This is a genomic window from Dysgonomonas hofstadii, from assembly GCF_014196915.1.
GTDB lineage: Bacteria > Bacteroidota > Bacteroidia > Bacteroidales > Dysgonomonadaceae > Dysgonomonas > Dysgonomonas hofstadii.
This window is the reverse complement of record NZ_JACIEP010000004.1, coordinates 245,589-262,577: the sequence shown is the minus strand read 5'-3', so window position 1 is coordinate 262,577 and position 16,989 is coordinate 245,589. Positions and strand designations below refer to the sequence as shown.

The 16,989-nt window shown below is 39.7% G+C and carries 12 protein-coding genes; 4 read left to right on the top strand and 8 right to left on the bottom strand.

Going from position 1 to position 16,989, the window contains the following annotated elements; all coding sequences use genetic code 11:
- Positions 1–90 precede the first annotated feature (90 nt).
- From GGR21_RS07035 to GGR21_RS07020, 4 genes are all read left to right on the top strand, one after another.
- The gene (locus GGR21_RS07035; protein ID WP_183306494.1) at positions 91–2,034 is read left to right on the top strand and encodes an ABC-F family ATP-binding cassette domain-containing protein; all 1,944 of its coding nucleotides are present in this window, start codon (positions 91–93) and stop codon (positions 2,032–2,034) included.
- Between the two features lie 2 nt (positions 2,035–2,036).
- Positions 2,037–2,705: a GDSL-type esterase/lipase family protein gene (locus GGR21_RS07030; RefSeq protein WP_183306493.1), complete on the top strand. Its 669-nt coding sequence runs from the start codon at positions 2,037–2,039 to the stop codon at positions 2,703–2,705.
- A gap of 22 nt (positions 2,706–2,727) precedes the next feature.
- Complete coding sequence (locus tag GGR21_RS07025) at positions 2,728–4,773, top strand: M13 family metallopeptidase (RefSeq protein WP_183306492.1); 2,046 nt, start codon at positions 2,728–2,730, stop codon at positions 4,771–4,773.
- 136 nt (positions 4,774–4,909) lie between these two features.
- Entirely contained in the window at positions 4,910–5,299 is a 390-nt protein-coding gene (locus tag GGR21_RS07020) for a hypothetical protein (RefSeq protein WP_183306491.1), read from the top strand.
- Positions 5,300–5,349: 50 nt separating this feature from the next.
- Here the strand turns inward: GGR21_RS07020 and GGR21_RS07015 are convergent, their stop codons facing one another.
- The 8 genes from GGR21_RS07015 to GGR21_RS06980 all read right to left on the bottom strand — a co-directional run bounded on the left by GGR21_RS07015 (position 5,350) and on the right by GGR21_RS06980 (position 16,822).
- Positions 5,350–6,411, bottom strand: coding sequence for a bifunctional 3-deoxy-7-phosphoheptulonate synthase/chorismate mutase type II (locus GGR21_RS07015; protein ID WP_183306490.1), 1,062 nt, complete (start codon positions 6,409–6,411; stop codon positions 5,350–5,352).
- 14 nt (positions 6,412–6,425) lie between these two features.
- A complete protein-coding gene (locus tag GGR21_RS07010; RefSeq protein ID WP_183306489.1) occupies positions 6,426–7,595 on the bottom strand; it encodes a pyridoxal phosphate-dependent aminotransferase in 1,170 nt (389 codons plus the stop codon).
- Between the two features lie 58 nt (positions 7,596–7,653).
- Positions 7,654–8,496, bottom strand: coding sequence for a prephenate dehydratase (locus tag GGR21_RS07005; protein ID WP_183306581.1), 843 nt, complete (start codon positions 8,494–8,496; stop codon positions 7,654–7,656).
- 266 nt (positions 8,497–8,762) lie between these two features.
- Entirely contained in the window at positions 8,763–9,218 is a 456-nt protein-coding gene (locus tag GGR21_RS07000; RefSeq protein WP_183306488.1) for a cupin domain-containing protein, read from the bottom strand.
- Between the two features lie 151 nt (positions 9,219–9,369).
- A complete protein-coding gene (locus GGR21_RS06995) occupies positions 9,370–11,148 on the bottom strand; it encodes a vWA domain-containing protein (RefSeq protein ID WP_183306487.1) in 1,779 nt (592 codons plus the stop codon).
- A gap of 155 nt (positions 11,149–11,303) precedes the next feature.
- Positions 11,304–13,958 carry an AsmA family protein gene (locus tag GGR21_RS06990; RefSeq protein WP_183306486.1) on the bottom strand — a complete coding sequence of 885 codons (2,655 nt, stop codon included), beginning with the start codon at positions 13,956–13,958 and terminating at the stop codon, positions 11,304–11,306.
- 251 nt (positions 13,959–14,209) lie between these two features.
- Complete coding sequence (locus GGR21_RS06985; protein WP_183306485.1) at positions 14,210–15,103, bottom strand: class I SAM-dependent methyltransferase; 894 nt, start codon at positions 15,101–15,103, stop codon at positions 14,210–14,212.
- 204 nt (positions 15,104–15,307) lie between these two features.
- Positions 15,308–16,822: a helicase HerA-like domain-containing protein gene (locus tag GGR21_RS06980; protein WP_183306484.1), complete on the bottom strand. Its 1,515-nt coding sequence runs from the start codon at positions 16,820–16,822 to the stop codon at positions 15,308–15,310.
- Positions 16,823–16,989 lie beyond the last annotated feature (167 nt).

Below are 16,989 nucleotides of genomic sequence, written 5' to 3'. Positions count from 1 at the left end.
AAACTCTAAATATAGACATAAAATCAGACCAGGATTAACATTCTCTCCTAAAATTCAGTACTTTTGCATGTATTTTAATAAAATTATAAAGTGATCTCTGTAGAAGGACTAACAGTTGAATTTGGAGGATTTACCCTCTTCGACGATATATCATTCGTATTAAACAAGAAAGAAAGAATAGCGCTGGTCGGGAAAAACGGTGCAGGCAAATCCACTATGTTGAAAATATTTGCAGGACTGCAACAACCTACCCGTGGAAATGTATCCTTACCCAAAGATATTACCATAGGTTATCTGCCCCAACATATGACTCTCAATGACGGGAATACCGTATTGGAAGAAGCTTCGCTTGCATTTGCCCACATCAGCGAAATGGAAAAGCAGATAGAATACTTAAACACCCAACTTGCCGAAAGGACTGATTATGAGTCGGAAGAATATCATAACCTGATTGAAAAATCAACCTATCTGCAAGAACAGTTTATGATGTCGGGAGGCGGTAATTTTCAGGCAGAAGTAGAAAAAACATTGATAGGCCTCGGATTCAAGCGAACGGATTTCAGTCGTCCGACAAGCGAATTCAGTGGAGGGTGGCGCATGCGTATCGAACTGGCAAAGCTCTTATTGCAACGTCCCGATGTTTTACTCCTCGATGAGCCAACAAACCACCTGGACATAGAATCGATTCAATGGCTCGAAACATTTCTGTCTACAAGGGCAAATGCGGTATTGCTGGTTTCACACGACAGGGCTTTTCTCGATGCTGTTACCCAACGGACTATCGAAATCTCATTAGGGCGCATCTATGATTATAAAGTCCCCTACTCCAAATATGTTGAGCTTCGTAAAGAATACCGTGAACAGCAGATGCGGGCCTTTGAGAACCAGCAAAAACAAATACAAAAGACCGAGGAATTTATAGAACGGTTCCGCTATAAAGCGACAAAAGCCGTGCAGGTACAATCCCGCATCAAACAGCTCGACAGGATCGAACGGATTGAAGTCGACGATGAAGATAATTCAGCACTTAATCTGAAGTTCCCTCCTGCCCCACGATCAGGTTCTTATCCTGTAATAGCTGAAAACGTAGAGAAAAGTTACGGCGATCATCTTATTTTTAAAGATGTGACACTGACTATCAACAGGGGTGACAAAGTGGCTTTTGTCGGGAAGAACGGTGAAGGTAAATCTACCCTTGTGAAATGTATCATGGGTGAGATCGACTTCAAAGGGAAACTGGAATTGGGACATAATGTAAAAATAGGATACTTCGCCCAGAACCAGGCACAGATGCTGAATGAAAACCTTACAGTATTTGAAACCATCGACTATGTCGCTGTAGGTGATATCCGTACTAAAATACGGGATATACTCGGGGCATTTATGTTTGGAGGAGAGGCTTCAGATAAGAAAGTAAAAGTGCTTTCTGGAGGTGAGCGCAGCCGTTTGGCTATGATACGTCTGTTGCTGGAACCTGTCAATCTGCTTATTCTCGATGAGCCAACAAACCACCTCGATATGAGGTCGAAAGATGTACTGAAAAAAGCGATAAAGGATTTTGATGGCACGGCGATTATTGTATCCCATGACCGTGATTTTCTTAACGGCCTTGTAGATAAAGTATATGAATTCGGTAATCAGCAGGTGAAAGAACATCTCGGTGGCATTTACGAGTTCCTTCAAAATAAGAAGATGGACAGCCTGCGCGAGCTTGAAGTTTCAACCTCAAATACTACATCAAAGTCAGAATCTGCAAAAAATACCGAAACTTCTTCCGACAGTAAATTATCTTACGAAGAACGCAAAGAACTGAACCGCCAGATAAAACGTCTGGAAAAGCAAATATCTGATATTGAGAAAGAAATAGAAGAGAAGGAAAAAGAAAAATCCTATATAGAAACTAAAATGGCAACTCCCGAAGGAGCTAGCGATGCCGGTTTGTTCGAGAAACACAGCAAATTGATAAAGGAAGTAGAAGGCAATATGGCCCGTTGGGAGGAATTAACTATGGAACTGGATAACCTAAATAATTAATCATGAGAACTATTTTATTAATGTCTTTGTTAATATTTTCAATGAATATAATGAGCCAGGAAATCATTGAGAATATTCTGGAAAATAAGACTTACATCGACAGGATGGCACATTTTAAAGCTAATCCTTTGAAAAAAGGACAAATTGTATTCTTCGGCAACAGCCTGACGCAAGCCGGAAAATGGAATGAATATTTTCCTTCTCAAAATCCGGCTAACAGAGGTATTGCCGGAGATAATACACTGGGGATGCTCAACAGATTATATGAAGTAATCGAAGCCCGTCCCGAAAAGTTTTTTATGATGGCAGGAACAAACGACATATCGCTTGGTAGGGATAATGACAAAATACTGACAGGTATCAAATCGATTGTTTATCAGGTAAAGGCAGGATCACCCGACACCCGGATATACGTACAAAGTCTGTTGCCAATCAACAATGACAATAACCAATACAAAAGAATGCTGGGAAAAGAAAAACAGATAGAGAAACTGAATAAGGAAATTCAAAAATTCTGCAAAAAAGAGAATATCACATTTATAAACCTATATCCGGCCTTCCTCTCAGGAAAACGTAAAATGAATGAACAATATCACACCGACGGCTTACACCTGAATGAGGAAGGATATAAAGTTTGGGTAGAACAGATACGCACATATATAGAAAACTAATTCACTTAAAATATATCAACACATGAGAACAATTTACTATTTACCAATCGCAGTTCTCGCCTTTGCTTCTATCAGCTGCAAAGACAAAACAAACGATCAAAAAACGCAGGAAGTGAAAAAATTTGACATTGCCAATCTGGATACAACAGCTGTCTTGGGTAACGATTTTTATCAGTATGCTACTGGCGGATGGGCAAGAGCCAATCCAATGAAGGATGAATATGCCCGGTACGGATCATTCGACCAGTTAGCCGAAAACAACCAGGAACAGATAAAAGGCCTGATAGAAGAACTCGGAAAAACTAAACATGGAAACGGTTCTATCGGTCAAAAAATTGGAGATCTCTATGCCATCGGAATGGATAGTGTGAAGCTTAATACCGACGGGGCAAAACCAATACAGCCACAACTGGATGAAATTAAAAAAGCATCTACCCTGGCAGATATAATTACGCTGACGGGGAAAATACGCAGATATGCCAATAATCCTTTCTTTGGATTATATGTCGGAGCAGATGATAAAAACAGCTCAATGAATATTGTGCATCTTTACCAAAGTGGTTTAGGGTTAGGCGAGCGTGATTATTATCTGGCAGAAGATTCTACTTCTGTAAAACTGAGAAAGGGATATTATGACCTGATCGTAAAACAATTTACCAATGCGGGTTACTCTCAGGAAGATGCTACAAAAGCGGCAGATGCCGTTCTTAAAATAGAAACATCTCTGGCTAAAGATCATTTTACAAAAGAAAAAGCCAGAATACCAGAATTGAATTATCATAAAATAAAGGTTGAAGACCTGAATAAATCAGTTACACCATTCGAATGGGATGCACTCTTCAAAGCCGTAGGTATAAGCGACCTGAAAGAACTGAATGTTTCACAGATAGAACCTATTGTTACAGCCGTAAAACTTATCCATTCACTAAGTATGGATGATACGAAAGCATATCTTTCATGGTGTGTGATAAACAGTGCCGCAACTGAATTAAGCGATGACTTTGTCGATGCAAACTTCGATTTTTACGGTAAACAACTGAGTGGCCGTAAAGTAATACAACCTCGTTGGAAACGTACGGTAAATACAGTAGATGGGTCATTGAGCGAAGCGGTCGGGCAAATGTATGTGGAAAAATATTTCCCTGCCGAAGCCAAGGAAAGGATGCTGAAACTGGTTAAAAATCTACAAGTAACGCTTGGAGAACGCATCTCCAACCTTACATGGATGAGTAACGAAACAAAACTAAAAGCTCAGGAAAAGCTGAATGCGTTCAATGTAAAGATCGGTTATCCTGACAAATGGAGAGATTATTCTCCTCTTGTTATCAAAAGAGTAGACAGTTATTGGGCAAACATTGTTCGTGCAAATGAGTTCCATTACGATGAAATGCTGAAAAAAGTAAACAACCCGGTAGATAAATCGGAGTGGTTTATGCCTCCGCAAATGGTAAATGCATATTACAATCCAACTACTAACGAGATCTGTTTCCCTGCCGGAATCCTGCAACCACCATTCTTCTATCTGGATGCTGACGATGCTGTAAACTACGGTGCTATTGGGGTAGTGATCGGACATGAAATGTCTCACGGATTCGATGATCAGGGCAGTAAGTACGATAAGGATGGAAATCTTGCCGACTGGTGGACAGCCGATGATTCTAAGAAATTCAATGAAAGAGCGCAGGTATTGGTAAATCATTTCAATGCTATAGAAGTGCTTCCGGGAACATTTGCCAACGGAGTATTTACACTGGGTGAAAATATTGGTGACTTCGGAGGATTGCAAATATCTTTCAATGCATTCGAAAAAACAGAAGAGGCCAAAAAAAGTAAAAAGATAGACGGATATACTCCTGAGCAACGTTTCTTCTTATCTTACGCTGGTGTATGGGCCGGACATATACGTGACGAGGAAATACTCCGCCGCACAAAAACTGACCCTCACTCACTCGGTAAATGGCGTGTAAATGGAGCATTACCACATATCGACGGATGGTATAAAGCTTTCAACATAACAGAAAAAGATTCTCTGTATCTACCTAAAGAAAAACGCGCTGATATCTGGTAAGAAAAGAATAAATATACATTTGCATAAAATCTGTCCATTCCGGGCAGATTTTATTTTTTATCATGCAACATTTTTTAAGTTAAATGCATCTATTATACATAGATAAAGCCTAAAAAACACAAAACTGTTTATTGAGATGAGAAACGCATTATTCTTTATTTTTTGTCTTTTAGCGATATTCAACTTTACATCTTGCAGTGATAATGACATTGTAGAAGGATTTACAAAGGTTGAACTTAAAGAATCGCTAAAATGCATAACAGATAACGAGCCAAAAGAGATGATCGATAAAAGGCTGGGAATGGTCGTTCTCTATAAGGATAAAGAAACGAATACTGTTTTATCCGTATATCTGGAAGATAAAGATAATTGTTACAATGCGTGCACATTACCCGAAGAATACCAGATAGATGGTTTAATTATAACATTTTCCGGAACCGTTTATTACACCAATCCCGCAGCACTCACATACAATCCGCTAAACGGACTGGATTTTGAAATAACAGAATTGTGGATCAAAAAATAGCAAAAAAGGTTGAAGATAATACTTCAACCTTTTTTGTAACGACTTTCTGTTTATTTATTCATTATCACGATCTGTTGCCTTACAGATTCATCGTGTATAGCTTCCAAAACAACACGCATAAACTCAGGATTCATATCCATTCCTTCAGCCTGGGAAATACGCTTACTTAATATTTCATCATACCGGTCAGTCTGAACAATAGTCATATTATGCTCCTTCTTAAATGTACCTATTTCGCACGACACACGCATACGCTTAGCCAATAGTTCGAGTAATTGATCGTCTATTTCGTCTATCTGACGGCGAAGATCAGAAAGATCTTCCGTAGACTGCTTAGCATCACGTATTATAAGGGCAGCCAGAATTTCTTTCAGACGGGCAGGAGTTACCTGTTGTGATGCATCACTCCAAGCCTCGTCCGGATTACAATGTGTTTCTATAATCAGACCTTCATAGTTCAGGTCCATTGCCTGCTGTGATAGTGGCTGAATAAGATCGCGTTTCCCGCCTATATGACTCGGATCGCAAATAATCGGCAAATCAGGGTAACGGCGTTTTAGCTCGATAGGGATATGCCATTGAGGGAGATTGCGGTATATTTTTTTATCGTATGAACTAAAACCTCTGTGTATCGCTCCCAACTTAGTTAATCCGACATTGCTCAAACGCTCCAAAGCTCCGATCCACAATTCAAGATCAGGATTCACCGGATTTTTCACTAATACAGGAATATCCACACCTTGCAATGCTTCCGCAATTTCCTGTACGGCAAAAGGGTTTGCAGTAGTACGTGCACCGATCCACAACAGATCCACACCATATTTCAATGCTTCATAAACATGTTTTTGAGTAGCTACTTCAGTAGAAACATACATTCCTGTTTCCTGCTTAACCTTTTTCAGCCAGGCAAGGCCTTCACTCCCTACCCCTTCAAATCCTCCGGGTTTGGTACGCGGTTTCCAGATACCTGCACGAAGTATTTTTATCCCATTATCAGCCAATTGACGGGCTGTGTTCATTACCTGCTCTTCTGTCTCAGCACTGCATGGTCCTGCTATTACAAGCGGGCGTTTCGGGTCGATGCCCGGTAGTAAAATCGATTCCAGTTTCATATTTATAATATTATTTATTGTGATATCTTTTTTATCCTTTCTAAAGCTTCTCTCAACATATTTTCGTTACAACAAAGCGATATGCGGATATATCCTTCCCCTTTGCTGCCGAAAATAAATCCGGGAGTCAGGAATACATTGGCATTGTATAATATTTTATCGGCCAATTCTTCACTACTTGAATAATTGGCAGAAATTTTTCCCCAGAGAAACATACCCACCTGATTTTTATCGTAAGTACAACCTAATTCGTCTATAATAGCTTCAGCATACCGGCGACGATTTGCATATAATTCTATATTGTTTCTCCTATGCCATTCGTCTGAATTATCAAGAGCTGTGACAGCAGCCTGCTGCATAGGCTTTAATATGCCACTTTCAATATTGCTCAGGACTTTTAGTATCCATTGGATAAATTGTGCATTAGAAGCCACAAGTCCTATACGCCATCCGGGCATATTGTGAGATTTGCTCATCGAATTGAGTTCTATACAAATATCCTTTGCCCCTTCCACCTGCAAAATACTTATCGGATTCTCGTTCAGAATAAGGCTATAGGGATTATCATGAGCGATAATTATTCCATGTTTTTTACCAAAAGCAACAAGCTTTTCAAATAACTCAATACTACCATTGGCTCCGGTTGGCATATTCGGATAATTTACCCACATCAATTTCACTTTGGATAGATCCATCTTTTCTAAAGCTTCGAAATCCGGTTGCCAGTTGTTGTTTTCATCCAGATCGTAAGAACAGATTTCAGCTCCTACCAACCTGCTGACAGATGTATAAGTCGGATAGCCCGGGTTAGGAACCAATACGCCATCGCCCGGATTGAGAAACGCCAGTGAAATATGCAGAATCCCTTCCTTTGAACCAATCAAGGGCTGTATCTCCTTTGCAGGATCAAGATCGACATTATACCATCGTTTATAGAATGCGGCAAAAGATTTTCTCAGCTCCGGAATTCCGACATGAACCTGGTAGCCATGTGCATTACTGTTTTTAGCAGTTTCTCCCAGCGTATTTATTGTTTCTTCGGAAGGTGGAAGATCGGGGCTTCCCACCCCTAAACTGATAACATTTTTACCTGCTGCGTTCATTTCTGCTACTTCTCTTAACTTCTTCGAGAAATAGTATTCGCTTACTGTATTTAGGCGGTCTGCCGGTTGTATTGCTTTCATATTTTTTAGCTGGTAGCCATTAGCCTTTAATTAATTTACTTATAATTTAAACACATAACTAAATTTCACTCTGTCTCCCTTCGGGGTATTCACCTAATGTTTTCAATTCGCTTATCAAAGGGCGGATAGCATCCAAAGATTGATGATACCTATCCAGATCTGAGAATTTCAGATCCACATAAAACTGGTATTCCCACTCCCTTCCGATTATTGGTAACGATTGTATCTTTGTAAGACTTATCCCATAAAACGACAAGACAGAAAGAACTTTCGACAGGCTACCCTCGGTATGAGGTAATGTGAATACAATAGACGACTTGTTTATCACCTCTTCTTTTTGCAGTTCATCTACTACCCAGCGATTGCCAAAAATAAGAAAGCGAGTAAAATTGTGCTTATTTGTCTCAATTCCTCTCGCTAATATATCCAATCCGTAAATTTCAGCTGCCCGTGTACTACAAATCGCTGCTGTAGCCGTTAAATGTTTGTCTGCCACATCTTTCGCAGCCAAAGCTGTATCTTCATGCTCTATAATTCTTACACCGGGAAGTGTATCAAGGAAGTTGGTACACTGCATCAAGGCAATAGGATGTGATTCTACCTCCTTTACCTCATGTATAGATGTTCCCGGAAGTGCAGCCAGACAATGTGATATCCGCTGCTTAAATTCGCCGGCAATAGGTAGTTTATTGTTTTTCAATAACTCGTAATTGCCAAGTAAACTACCTGCAATAGTATTTTCAATAGCCATAATGCCTATTGTGTTGGGCTCCTTTTGAATGGCGGAAAATATATCACGGAATGTGATACATGGAACGATTTCCACTTCTTCTCCGAAATAGTTTTCTGCCGCAATGCCGTGATAGGCTCCTAAACCTCCTTGTATAGCTACTTTCTTCATCCTTATTTTAGTATCAAAAAAAAATCCTGTCGTATCAGACAGGATTTTATATATCATATTGTTTTATTTCTTTCTTACAACCTCTACATACAAAATCCTGTCTTACTTTTAAAGTAAAAATAAAAAAAGAAAAAGTATGTAAATGAAAAATTATTCATATCAATCTATCGTCGTTTTCTAAATATGGGTACAAATGTAATACTTTTTTGAATAATACAAACAATTTGTCTTTTTTATTTAAGAAAAATATAAGTTATGACAATACATTACTTCCATATAGGCTCGCAGTCCACTCTTTCGCCATCATCCATCGAATACTGGCTTAAAGAACCTGCTTTTGACTGAACCACCATATAGACCATCGGCTCACCCGAAGAGTTACGCATACTACGCTTTCCTCCAGGTGCAATTCTGACAACACTTCCTTCGGCAATAGGAAAGCACTGGTCATCTACCTGGAATTCACCTGTACCTTTTATTATAATGTATGTCTCCTCATTCTGAATGTGAGTATGAAAATATCCCAATTCTGCTTTAGGCTGTAATATTTGAAAAGAGATTTCTGTACCTGTTGATTTTGTTGTATCTTTAAGAAATACCTTGCCTTTTACTTCTTTGTGGCTTTTCAAATGAATGATAGAATAATCCATCAGGTTATCCAGTCTGCCAATATTAACCGCGGTGAAATTTTCATTTTCTGATATTAAATCTATCATTTTCATATCATTATTTTTTAAGAATTGTTAGATTGCGAATATTTGGCAAAGGTAATTATTTCATAAAGATACGAGGTAATGATAATATAAATTATATTTCTTTATCTATTAAGTAAACGGTAGTTAATAAAAACAACAAGTGCAAAATAAATCTTTATCAGTTTTTAGCCAAGCCCTTAGTTGTTTCTATCAATCGTACAAATTCGCGGCGGTAACCTTGCTGGTCGTTTCCATAACCGGATTTTGCTAAAGCAATTGCTATATCGTATGACCCTTCGCCTTTGAATTGCGAGCTTTTCAATATCTGACCGAACATAGCCACTGCCGAAGCAAACCGGAAATCGTCCGATACATCATTTTTATTATTATCTATAAGCGGTACTTCTATTTTCTTGCTGGTATCACTGTCCGGCTGTTTGTATCTTAGTTTAACGGTTAACAGATCAGGATATTTTGATAACTTCTTTAATGTCTTGTCCGGCCGTACTCCTTCTTCCTGATATTTCAATGCATCGACACTGCCTATCTGGTTGCTCTTTACTCCCACCGGAACTACTTCATAGAAAGCCGTCACTGTATGTCCGGCTCCCATTTCACCGGCGTCTTTGGTATCATCATTGAAATCTTCTTTATTCAGCAAACGTGTTTCATAACCAACCAGCCTGTAAGCCTGTACTTTTTCCGGGTTAAACTCAATTTGCAGCTTCACGTCTTTTGCAACGGTATACATGGTGGCTCCGAATTCGTTTACCAATACTTTATTTGCTTCCTGTAAATTATCTATGTAGGCATGATTCCCGTTTCCGGCCTGAGCCAGCGTTTGCATCTTACTATCTTTGTAGTTACCCATTCCATAGCCCAGGATCGAAAGGAACACCCCGCTTTTACGCTCTTCTTCTACCATTTGTTGCAGTCCCTCATTACTAGATACTCCTACGTTAAAGTCACCATCGGTGCAAAGAATAATACGGTTGTTTCCTCCTTTGATTAAATGCTGTTTAGCAATTTTGTAAGCTAATTTTATACCAGCACCTCCGGCTGTAGAGCCTCCCGAAGTAAGGCTTTCCAATGCTTCTTTTATTTTTTGCTTATCGGCTCCTGATGTAGATGGCAGTACTTCTCCGGCCGCTCCGGAATATACAACTATGGCTACACGGTCTTTTTCACGGAGGTTGTTTACCAGAAGTTTTAAAGATGATTTCACAAGATCAAGCCGTGTAGGGCCATACATGGAGCCCGATACATCGATAAGAAATACAAAATTTGACGCAGGCATATTATCAGAAGCCATGTCACGAGCTTTCAACCCTATTCTTACCAAACGGTTCTGGTTGTTCCATGGGCATGAACCGACTTCTGTGGTAATCCGTACCGGATCATTACCCGATGGCTCGGGATAATTGTAAGAGAAGTAATTGATAAGTTCTTCTATCCTTACCGCATCCTTATATGGCAGTTCTCCACGGTTGATAAACCGGCGCATATTGCTGTACGAGGCGGCATCTACATCTACCGAGAAGGTCGATAGCGGTTCGTCTTTCGCCAGCCGGAATTTATTCTCAGCAAACTGACTGTATTCTTCATTTCGTTGATTGTCGTATTGGGGTGATGGTACCACCATAGAATAAGCCACCATTTCATCGGACTCTACCACTATCATCTTAGATTCCCGCAGTTCAGCGATATCTATTCCGTGTTTATCATCCGTCCCTTGTATATCGGCAACGCTTATCCGGACTTCCTCTTGCCTTGATTTATTATCTTCCATTTTAAGAGGAGGTGGAGGAGGCACATTCTCTGCGACGGATTCTGTCTCTGGTATTCTGGTTTCGCTCAAGATGCCATCTGTACGTTCGTCTTTCGGCTGCTTGTTTGTTCCACAAGACAGCAATATCGCTGCAATCGTTATGAGTACTCCTAATCTGTATGTTTTCATGATCCATCTGTATTAAGTTAATAATCTTACGTTTGTTAAATAGATGTATTGTACTTGAAGATTCCATAAATGTATATCCGGAAAATCAGATAAAGGACAAAAAAAAGTGTTCCAATCTGATATTGGAACACTTTTCTATACTTGCTATATAATTCTTATTCAGCCTCTAACTTCTTTATTTGTTCTTCTGCTTTATCCCTCAAATTCTGAGCTTGCTTTTCTGCTTCCTGAACAAGTTTCTTACCGGCAGCTTCTGCGGCAACCTTTTTCAAAGTATTACTTCCAGCCTTTTCAACCAAAGACTGTGATTGTTTTTCAGCTTCTTCCACTAATTTCTTAGCTGTATTATCAGCTTCTGTCCTTATCTTCTCTATCTGTTTGGTCTTTTCGGCCGATATAGTGGATGATAAATCTGTACCTTTTTCACCGCCTAGTAAATCACTAATAGCAGAAGACGCAGCACCAGATACAAGTGCTTTTGTATCTACACCGATCTTAGGACTGGTAAATGTTCCCGTAATAGTGATAGGCACATTGTTGATAATACTGTTCGATAGAGATTTAGGAAGTGTTACATTCCCTGTGTAGTTGATAGACTGGTCCAGTCCCGTCGATCCTTCAAGCTTCATAACACCACCATCTCCCAGATTCAGGCTGAACGGCTTGGTGGTTATTTGTCCGTTATTGATAGAGAACGGCAGATTGATGTCTTTCGGTGAAATTGAGTTCAAGGCATCTGTCTTCAATGCAGAAGACAGTGCTGATAATGCAGCTACATTTTCTATCTTAATATTACTTGTTTGGAGGCTTCCGTTAGCAACCAGTCCGGCCAATGTTTGCATAATTGTTTGTCCCAATGATGTATTGAAGTTCAGATTCATAGAATATGTACCCACCAAGTTTTCGAAGATAGGAGCAAACTTTTGAACAGATTCCACCGACTTGAATGTTTCGGCAAAAGACACGTTCGACAACGCCAGATTGAAATCTACTTTTGGTTTTACCGGATCTGATGTATCGTATGACCCTGTCACTTTACATGAGCCGCCCAGTGCGTTTGCGCTTACATTATTCAGGGTAAGTATTCCGTTTTTTACAGTCATATTCCCGGCCATATTGGTTATATTGATCTTGCTGTAAACAACCTGATTTAATGCTGCATTCAGGGCGAAATCTATGTTTTTAGGAATGATAATGTCTTCGGTAGAAGACGATGCTGTTTCCTCAGATCCGGTACTGGTCTCTTCACTGATGAAGTCATTCGCATTCAGATAATTTGACTTGATGCTCAACTGCCCCTTCAATGTCTGGTCTTTCAGCGCATAAGCTATGAAATTTTCCAGTCGTCCGCTGGCAGAAATATCGTTCTTGCCGATCTTCACATCCAGAGCAGGCAGGTTTACATAACGCGGTGTGAATTCCATAGATGCATTATTTATCAACACTTCGGGCATATCCTCTGCTTTATATACCATATTGCTCAGATTGAGCGTCCCCGAAGCCGAAATACTTTCGTATTGTTCTTTTTCAATAGCCGATATACGGGTGGCAATACTCATGTTAGCTGTGAGTTTTCCATTTAGCTCAGTCCCTTTTTCCAACGGATAAACATCTTTTATCATTCCCAGGTCGATAGTCCCGTTTGCAGATGCTTTCACATTCATATCACTCATCGGAGTGGATATATTCACATTTCCGCTAAACGGATTACCTCCCAGGTTGAACGCGAATTTACTGATATCAACGATCATATTATCCAGATCACCACCTTTACTATTGATTGCGACATCGACGTTTATATCATTCACCGATTTGGGTAATGACGGATACTGGAACATAGCATCTTTCACTGCTATTTTCACATCAAAAGCGGGATATGTTTCATCTTGCATTAATCCTTTGATATAAGCATCAAGAGAAGCAGTTCCTGATGTTTTCACATCTTTGAAGTCTGCAGTATACATTGCAGGCACAAGTGACAATATATCTTTAAACTGAGTATCCGGAGCATTCAGCTTCAGATCGAAATCCATACCTTCATAGTCTTCGCCGATCATTGCAAACCAACCGTCGATAGAAGCTTTCAGATCGTTTATCTGCAAATTGCTTTCAGTAAAGGTGAACTTCATATTATCGAAGTTAGCGTTCAATTTGGCATCAGCTTTAGCTTTTACCTTATTCAGGTACGGTACACCGCTCATTATGAATGACACCTCGTCTATAGTAGAACCAATATTCAGAGTTGTTCCGCTGGCGGAAAAATCGCCTGATACTTCTCCGTTGAGTTTATTCAGAATGACCTTCATCTTAGTCGAATCGTCCTGATAGATAACATTACAATCATTTATGGATATTTTCTTCAGGTTCAGGTTAAACGCCGAAGGACTTTCTTCTGTCGTTACTGTTGAGGTGGAGTCAGCTTTCATAATATCCCAGTTCACCCTGCCGTCTGCCAAAGCGTGAGCGAATACTGATGCCTTATCGAGACTAATCTTCGATATTTTATAATTGTCTCCAAACAGGCTGAACAGGTCGATCGTTACACTCCCCGATTTTGCCTGTACCAGCGTATCATTCTCAAAATCCCCGATACCTATAACTGTCGTATTTTCAAGTGATAATGTAGCATTTGGAAAATTAGAGAAAAGACTCAGACCAAAGTCCCCGATGTCTACTTTGGCATTCAGTTGTTCGTTGGCTACATCAAGTACCGCAGTCTTTATCTTATCCTTAAACAAAAATGGAATTGCCAGCATAGCTACAATGATAACCAGCAATATAACTCCGACAATGGTTAGTCCTTTTTTCATAATAATTATGTGCTTAATTAGTTTATTTTGTTTTGTAAATGTCTATTGTAATTATAACGGGTTGTTTATGCTTTTGTTATGATTTAAGGTCGTAAACCCTTTTATTACATTTGTAGTATAATAGTTAAAGTCGATTATAATATGAAATATATCACTGAATATTTTCTGTTACTTATTTACAAATTCGGGTGAAAGTTAGTATTTTTTCGGGAAGCTCTTCATTTTTATTATGTTAATTTAACGCCAAATCTTTATCTTTTAAATCTGGCATAGATACTGAGAGGTAAGCGTTTCCCGGATTGTTCGGATATTAATAATTCTCCATATTCGCAGTTTTTGTTATCAGGAAAATAGCTTTTGATAAGATTTTCGGCTATAATGGCTGAAAATCCCATAGAATACAGGTTAAGGATAAGAAAAGCATCTTCGACTTCAAGCAGATCGTGACAAAGCTCCATTATCTCCGCGATATTTTCTTCAAGAATCCATTTTTCCCCGTCTGGGCCCCGTCCGTAAGCAGGAGGATCGAGGATAATCCCGTTGTATTTCTTACCTCTTTTCACTTCACGGCGGCAGAATTTCAGAGCATCTTCTACTATCCAGCGGATATTGTCAAGCTCCGATGCTTCCATATTTTCGCGCGACCAAGTGATAACCTGCTTCACCGAATCCACATGGGTAACGTCTGCTCCTGCACTTTTGGCAGCGATGGATGCTCCTCCCGTGTATGCAAAAAGATTCAGAACCTTAGGATCTTCAACCATAAATCCAGTTATGGTATCGTATATATAATTCCAGTTTTCGGCTTGCTCGGGGAAGATACCCACATGTTTGAAAGCAGTCAGACCCAGACGGAATTTTAGGTTCATTTTCTTATATTGATAAGAGATAAACCATTGGTCGGGCATGCCTTTCTTTAACGTCCATTCCCCTTTATCATTATCGTCCTGTTTATTTTTCCCTTTAGCCCGTTTAAACGTTGCATCGGCTTTATCTTCCCACTCTTTTTCCGACAGGGTTTTCTTCCATACGGCCTGAGGTTCGGGACGACAGAGTATATATCTGCCAAACCGTTCTAGTTTTTCGTATTCGCCCGAGTCAATAAGTTCGTAATCAGTCCAGTGTTGGGGTTCTAATAGTTGCATGCTGTATTTATCTGTTTTTTTTAGCTGTTAGCTGTTAGTCATTAGCCGATAGCTATTAGTTTTAACTAAAAAGTTACAATCAGCGATCGCCGAAGCGAAGGCGAGGCAAATGTTACAAGTTTATCAGCTTTTAGCTTCCTGTTTATAGCCATTCGTTTTTTAACTAAAAACTGACAAACCTTACATTTTTCACTTTTCATTACTCTACTTCTTTTTCAAAAATGAATTCATCAGCTGTTTGGCAAGAGGAGCGACAACCGAAGACATTACCTTACCCCAGAAACGCTTATTTTCCGTTGATTTTTTCTGATCCAGTTTTTCCTGTTCCCGTCTGGCTCTATCTTGTTCTTTTTGGATACGCTCCTGCTCTTTTTTCGCTTGGGCTTCAGCTTTTGCCTGTTCTTTCAGATCTTTTTCATTCGGAGTGTTTTGGATTCGCTCATTTAGCTTTTCATAGGCAGATTCACGATCCTGTAACTGAGAATAATGACGGTATAGGAGTGAACTTTGAGTCATTTTATTCCTTGTCTCCGCATCTAAAGGGCCTATTTGTCCTTCGGGAGGGAGTATATATGCTCTCTCCACCTGGTTTGGCCTACCCTTCTCATCAAGGAAAGAAACAAGAGCTTCGCCTGTTCCCAGTTCAGATATTGCGGTTTCCGTATCGAATGCCGGATTGGCACGGAATGTCTGTGCGGCGACCTTCACAGCCTTCTGGTCTTTTGGTGTATAAGCCCGTAGGGCATGTTGCACACGGTTACCCAACTGACCGAGTACAGAATCAGGTATATCAGCCGGAGTTTGAGATATAAAGTAAATGCCGATTCCTTTGGAACGTATAAGACGAACGACCTGCTCTATTTTTTCCAATAAGGCTTTTGGTGCGTCAGTAAATAACAAATGAGCTTCATCAAAGAAAAACACCATTTTCGGTTTATCGGGATCACCGATTTCGGGCATTACGTCAAACAACTTTGTCATCAGCCACATAAGGAATGTGGTATAAACCTTTGGGGAATTCATCAGCTTATCAGCCGCAAGAATATTTATAACGCCTTTGTCTCCTACGGTCTGCATCAGGTCATTAATATTCAGGTTTGGTTCTCCAAAGAACTGATCGGCTCCGTCATGTTCCAGTGTTATCAATCCACGTTGAATAGCCCCGATACTCGCTGTGGATATATTCCCATATTGGGTTGTGAACTGGTTGGAATTGTTGCCAATATATTCCAGAAGTTTTTGCAGGTCTTTTAAGTCTATAATTTCCAATTCCTGATCTTTCGCTATTTTGAAAATGATAGTCAATACGGCCGATTGTGTGTCATTCAGAGATAAGAGGCGGCTTAGCAGTAACGGCCCCATATCGGCTACAGTAGCCCTGACAGGTACACCCTGCTCGCCGAAAACATCCCAGAATTGTACAGGAAATGCCTGAAATTTGAATCCTTTATCTGCCAGATGATAGGATTCTACCCTTTGAGTTACACTCTCTTTATTTCCACCAATGGTAGCTACACCCGAAAGGTCGCCTTTAATATCGGCGGCAAATACAGGAATACCCATTTCGCTGAATGTTTCAGCCATAGTTTGTAAAGTAACGGTCTTACCTGTACCCGTAGCACCGGTTATAAGTCCGTGTCTGTTTGCCATCTTAGATATCAGGCAAACTTCTGTATTTTCGTTTATCGCAATAAATGCTCTTTTTTCGTTATCAAACATTGTGCTTATGTTTTAAGTTAAGGATCATAATACATATAAACATACAGATCACAAAAAGTTCAATGACTAAACTGTTTTTTGAATATAGATAAAGTCAGTGATCTTTGATGACAGATAAAGTTCCTATATTTAACGGCAAAATTAAGTAAATTATATATAAATAGGAC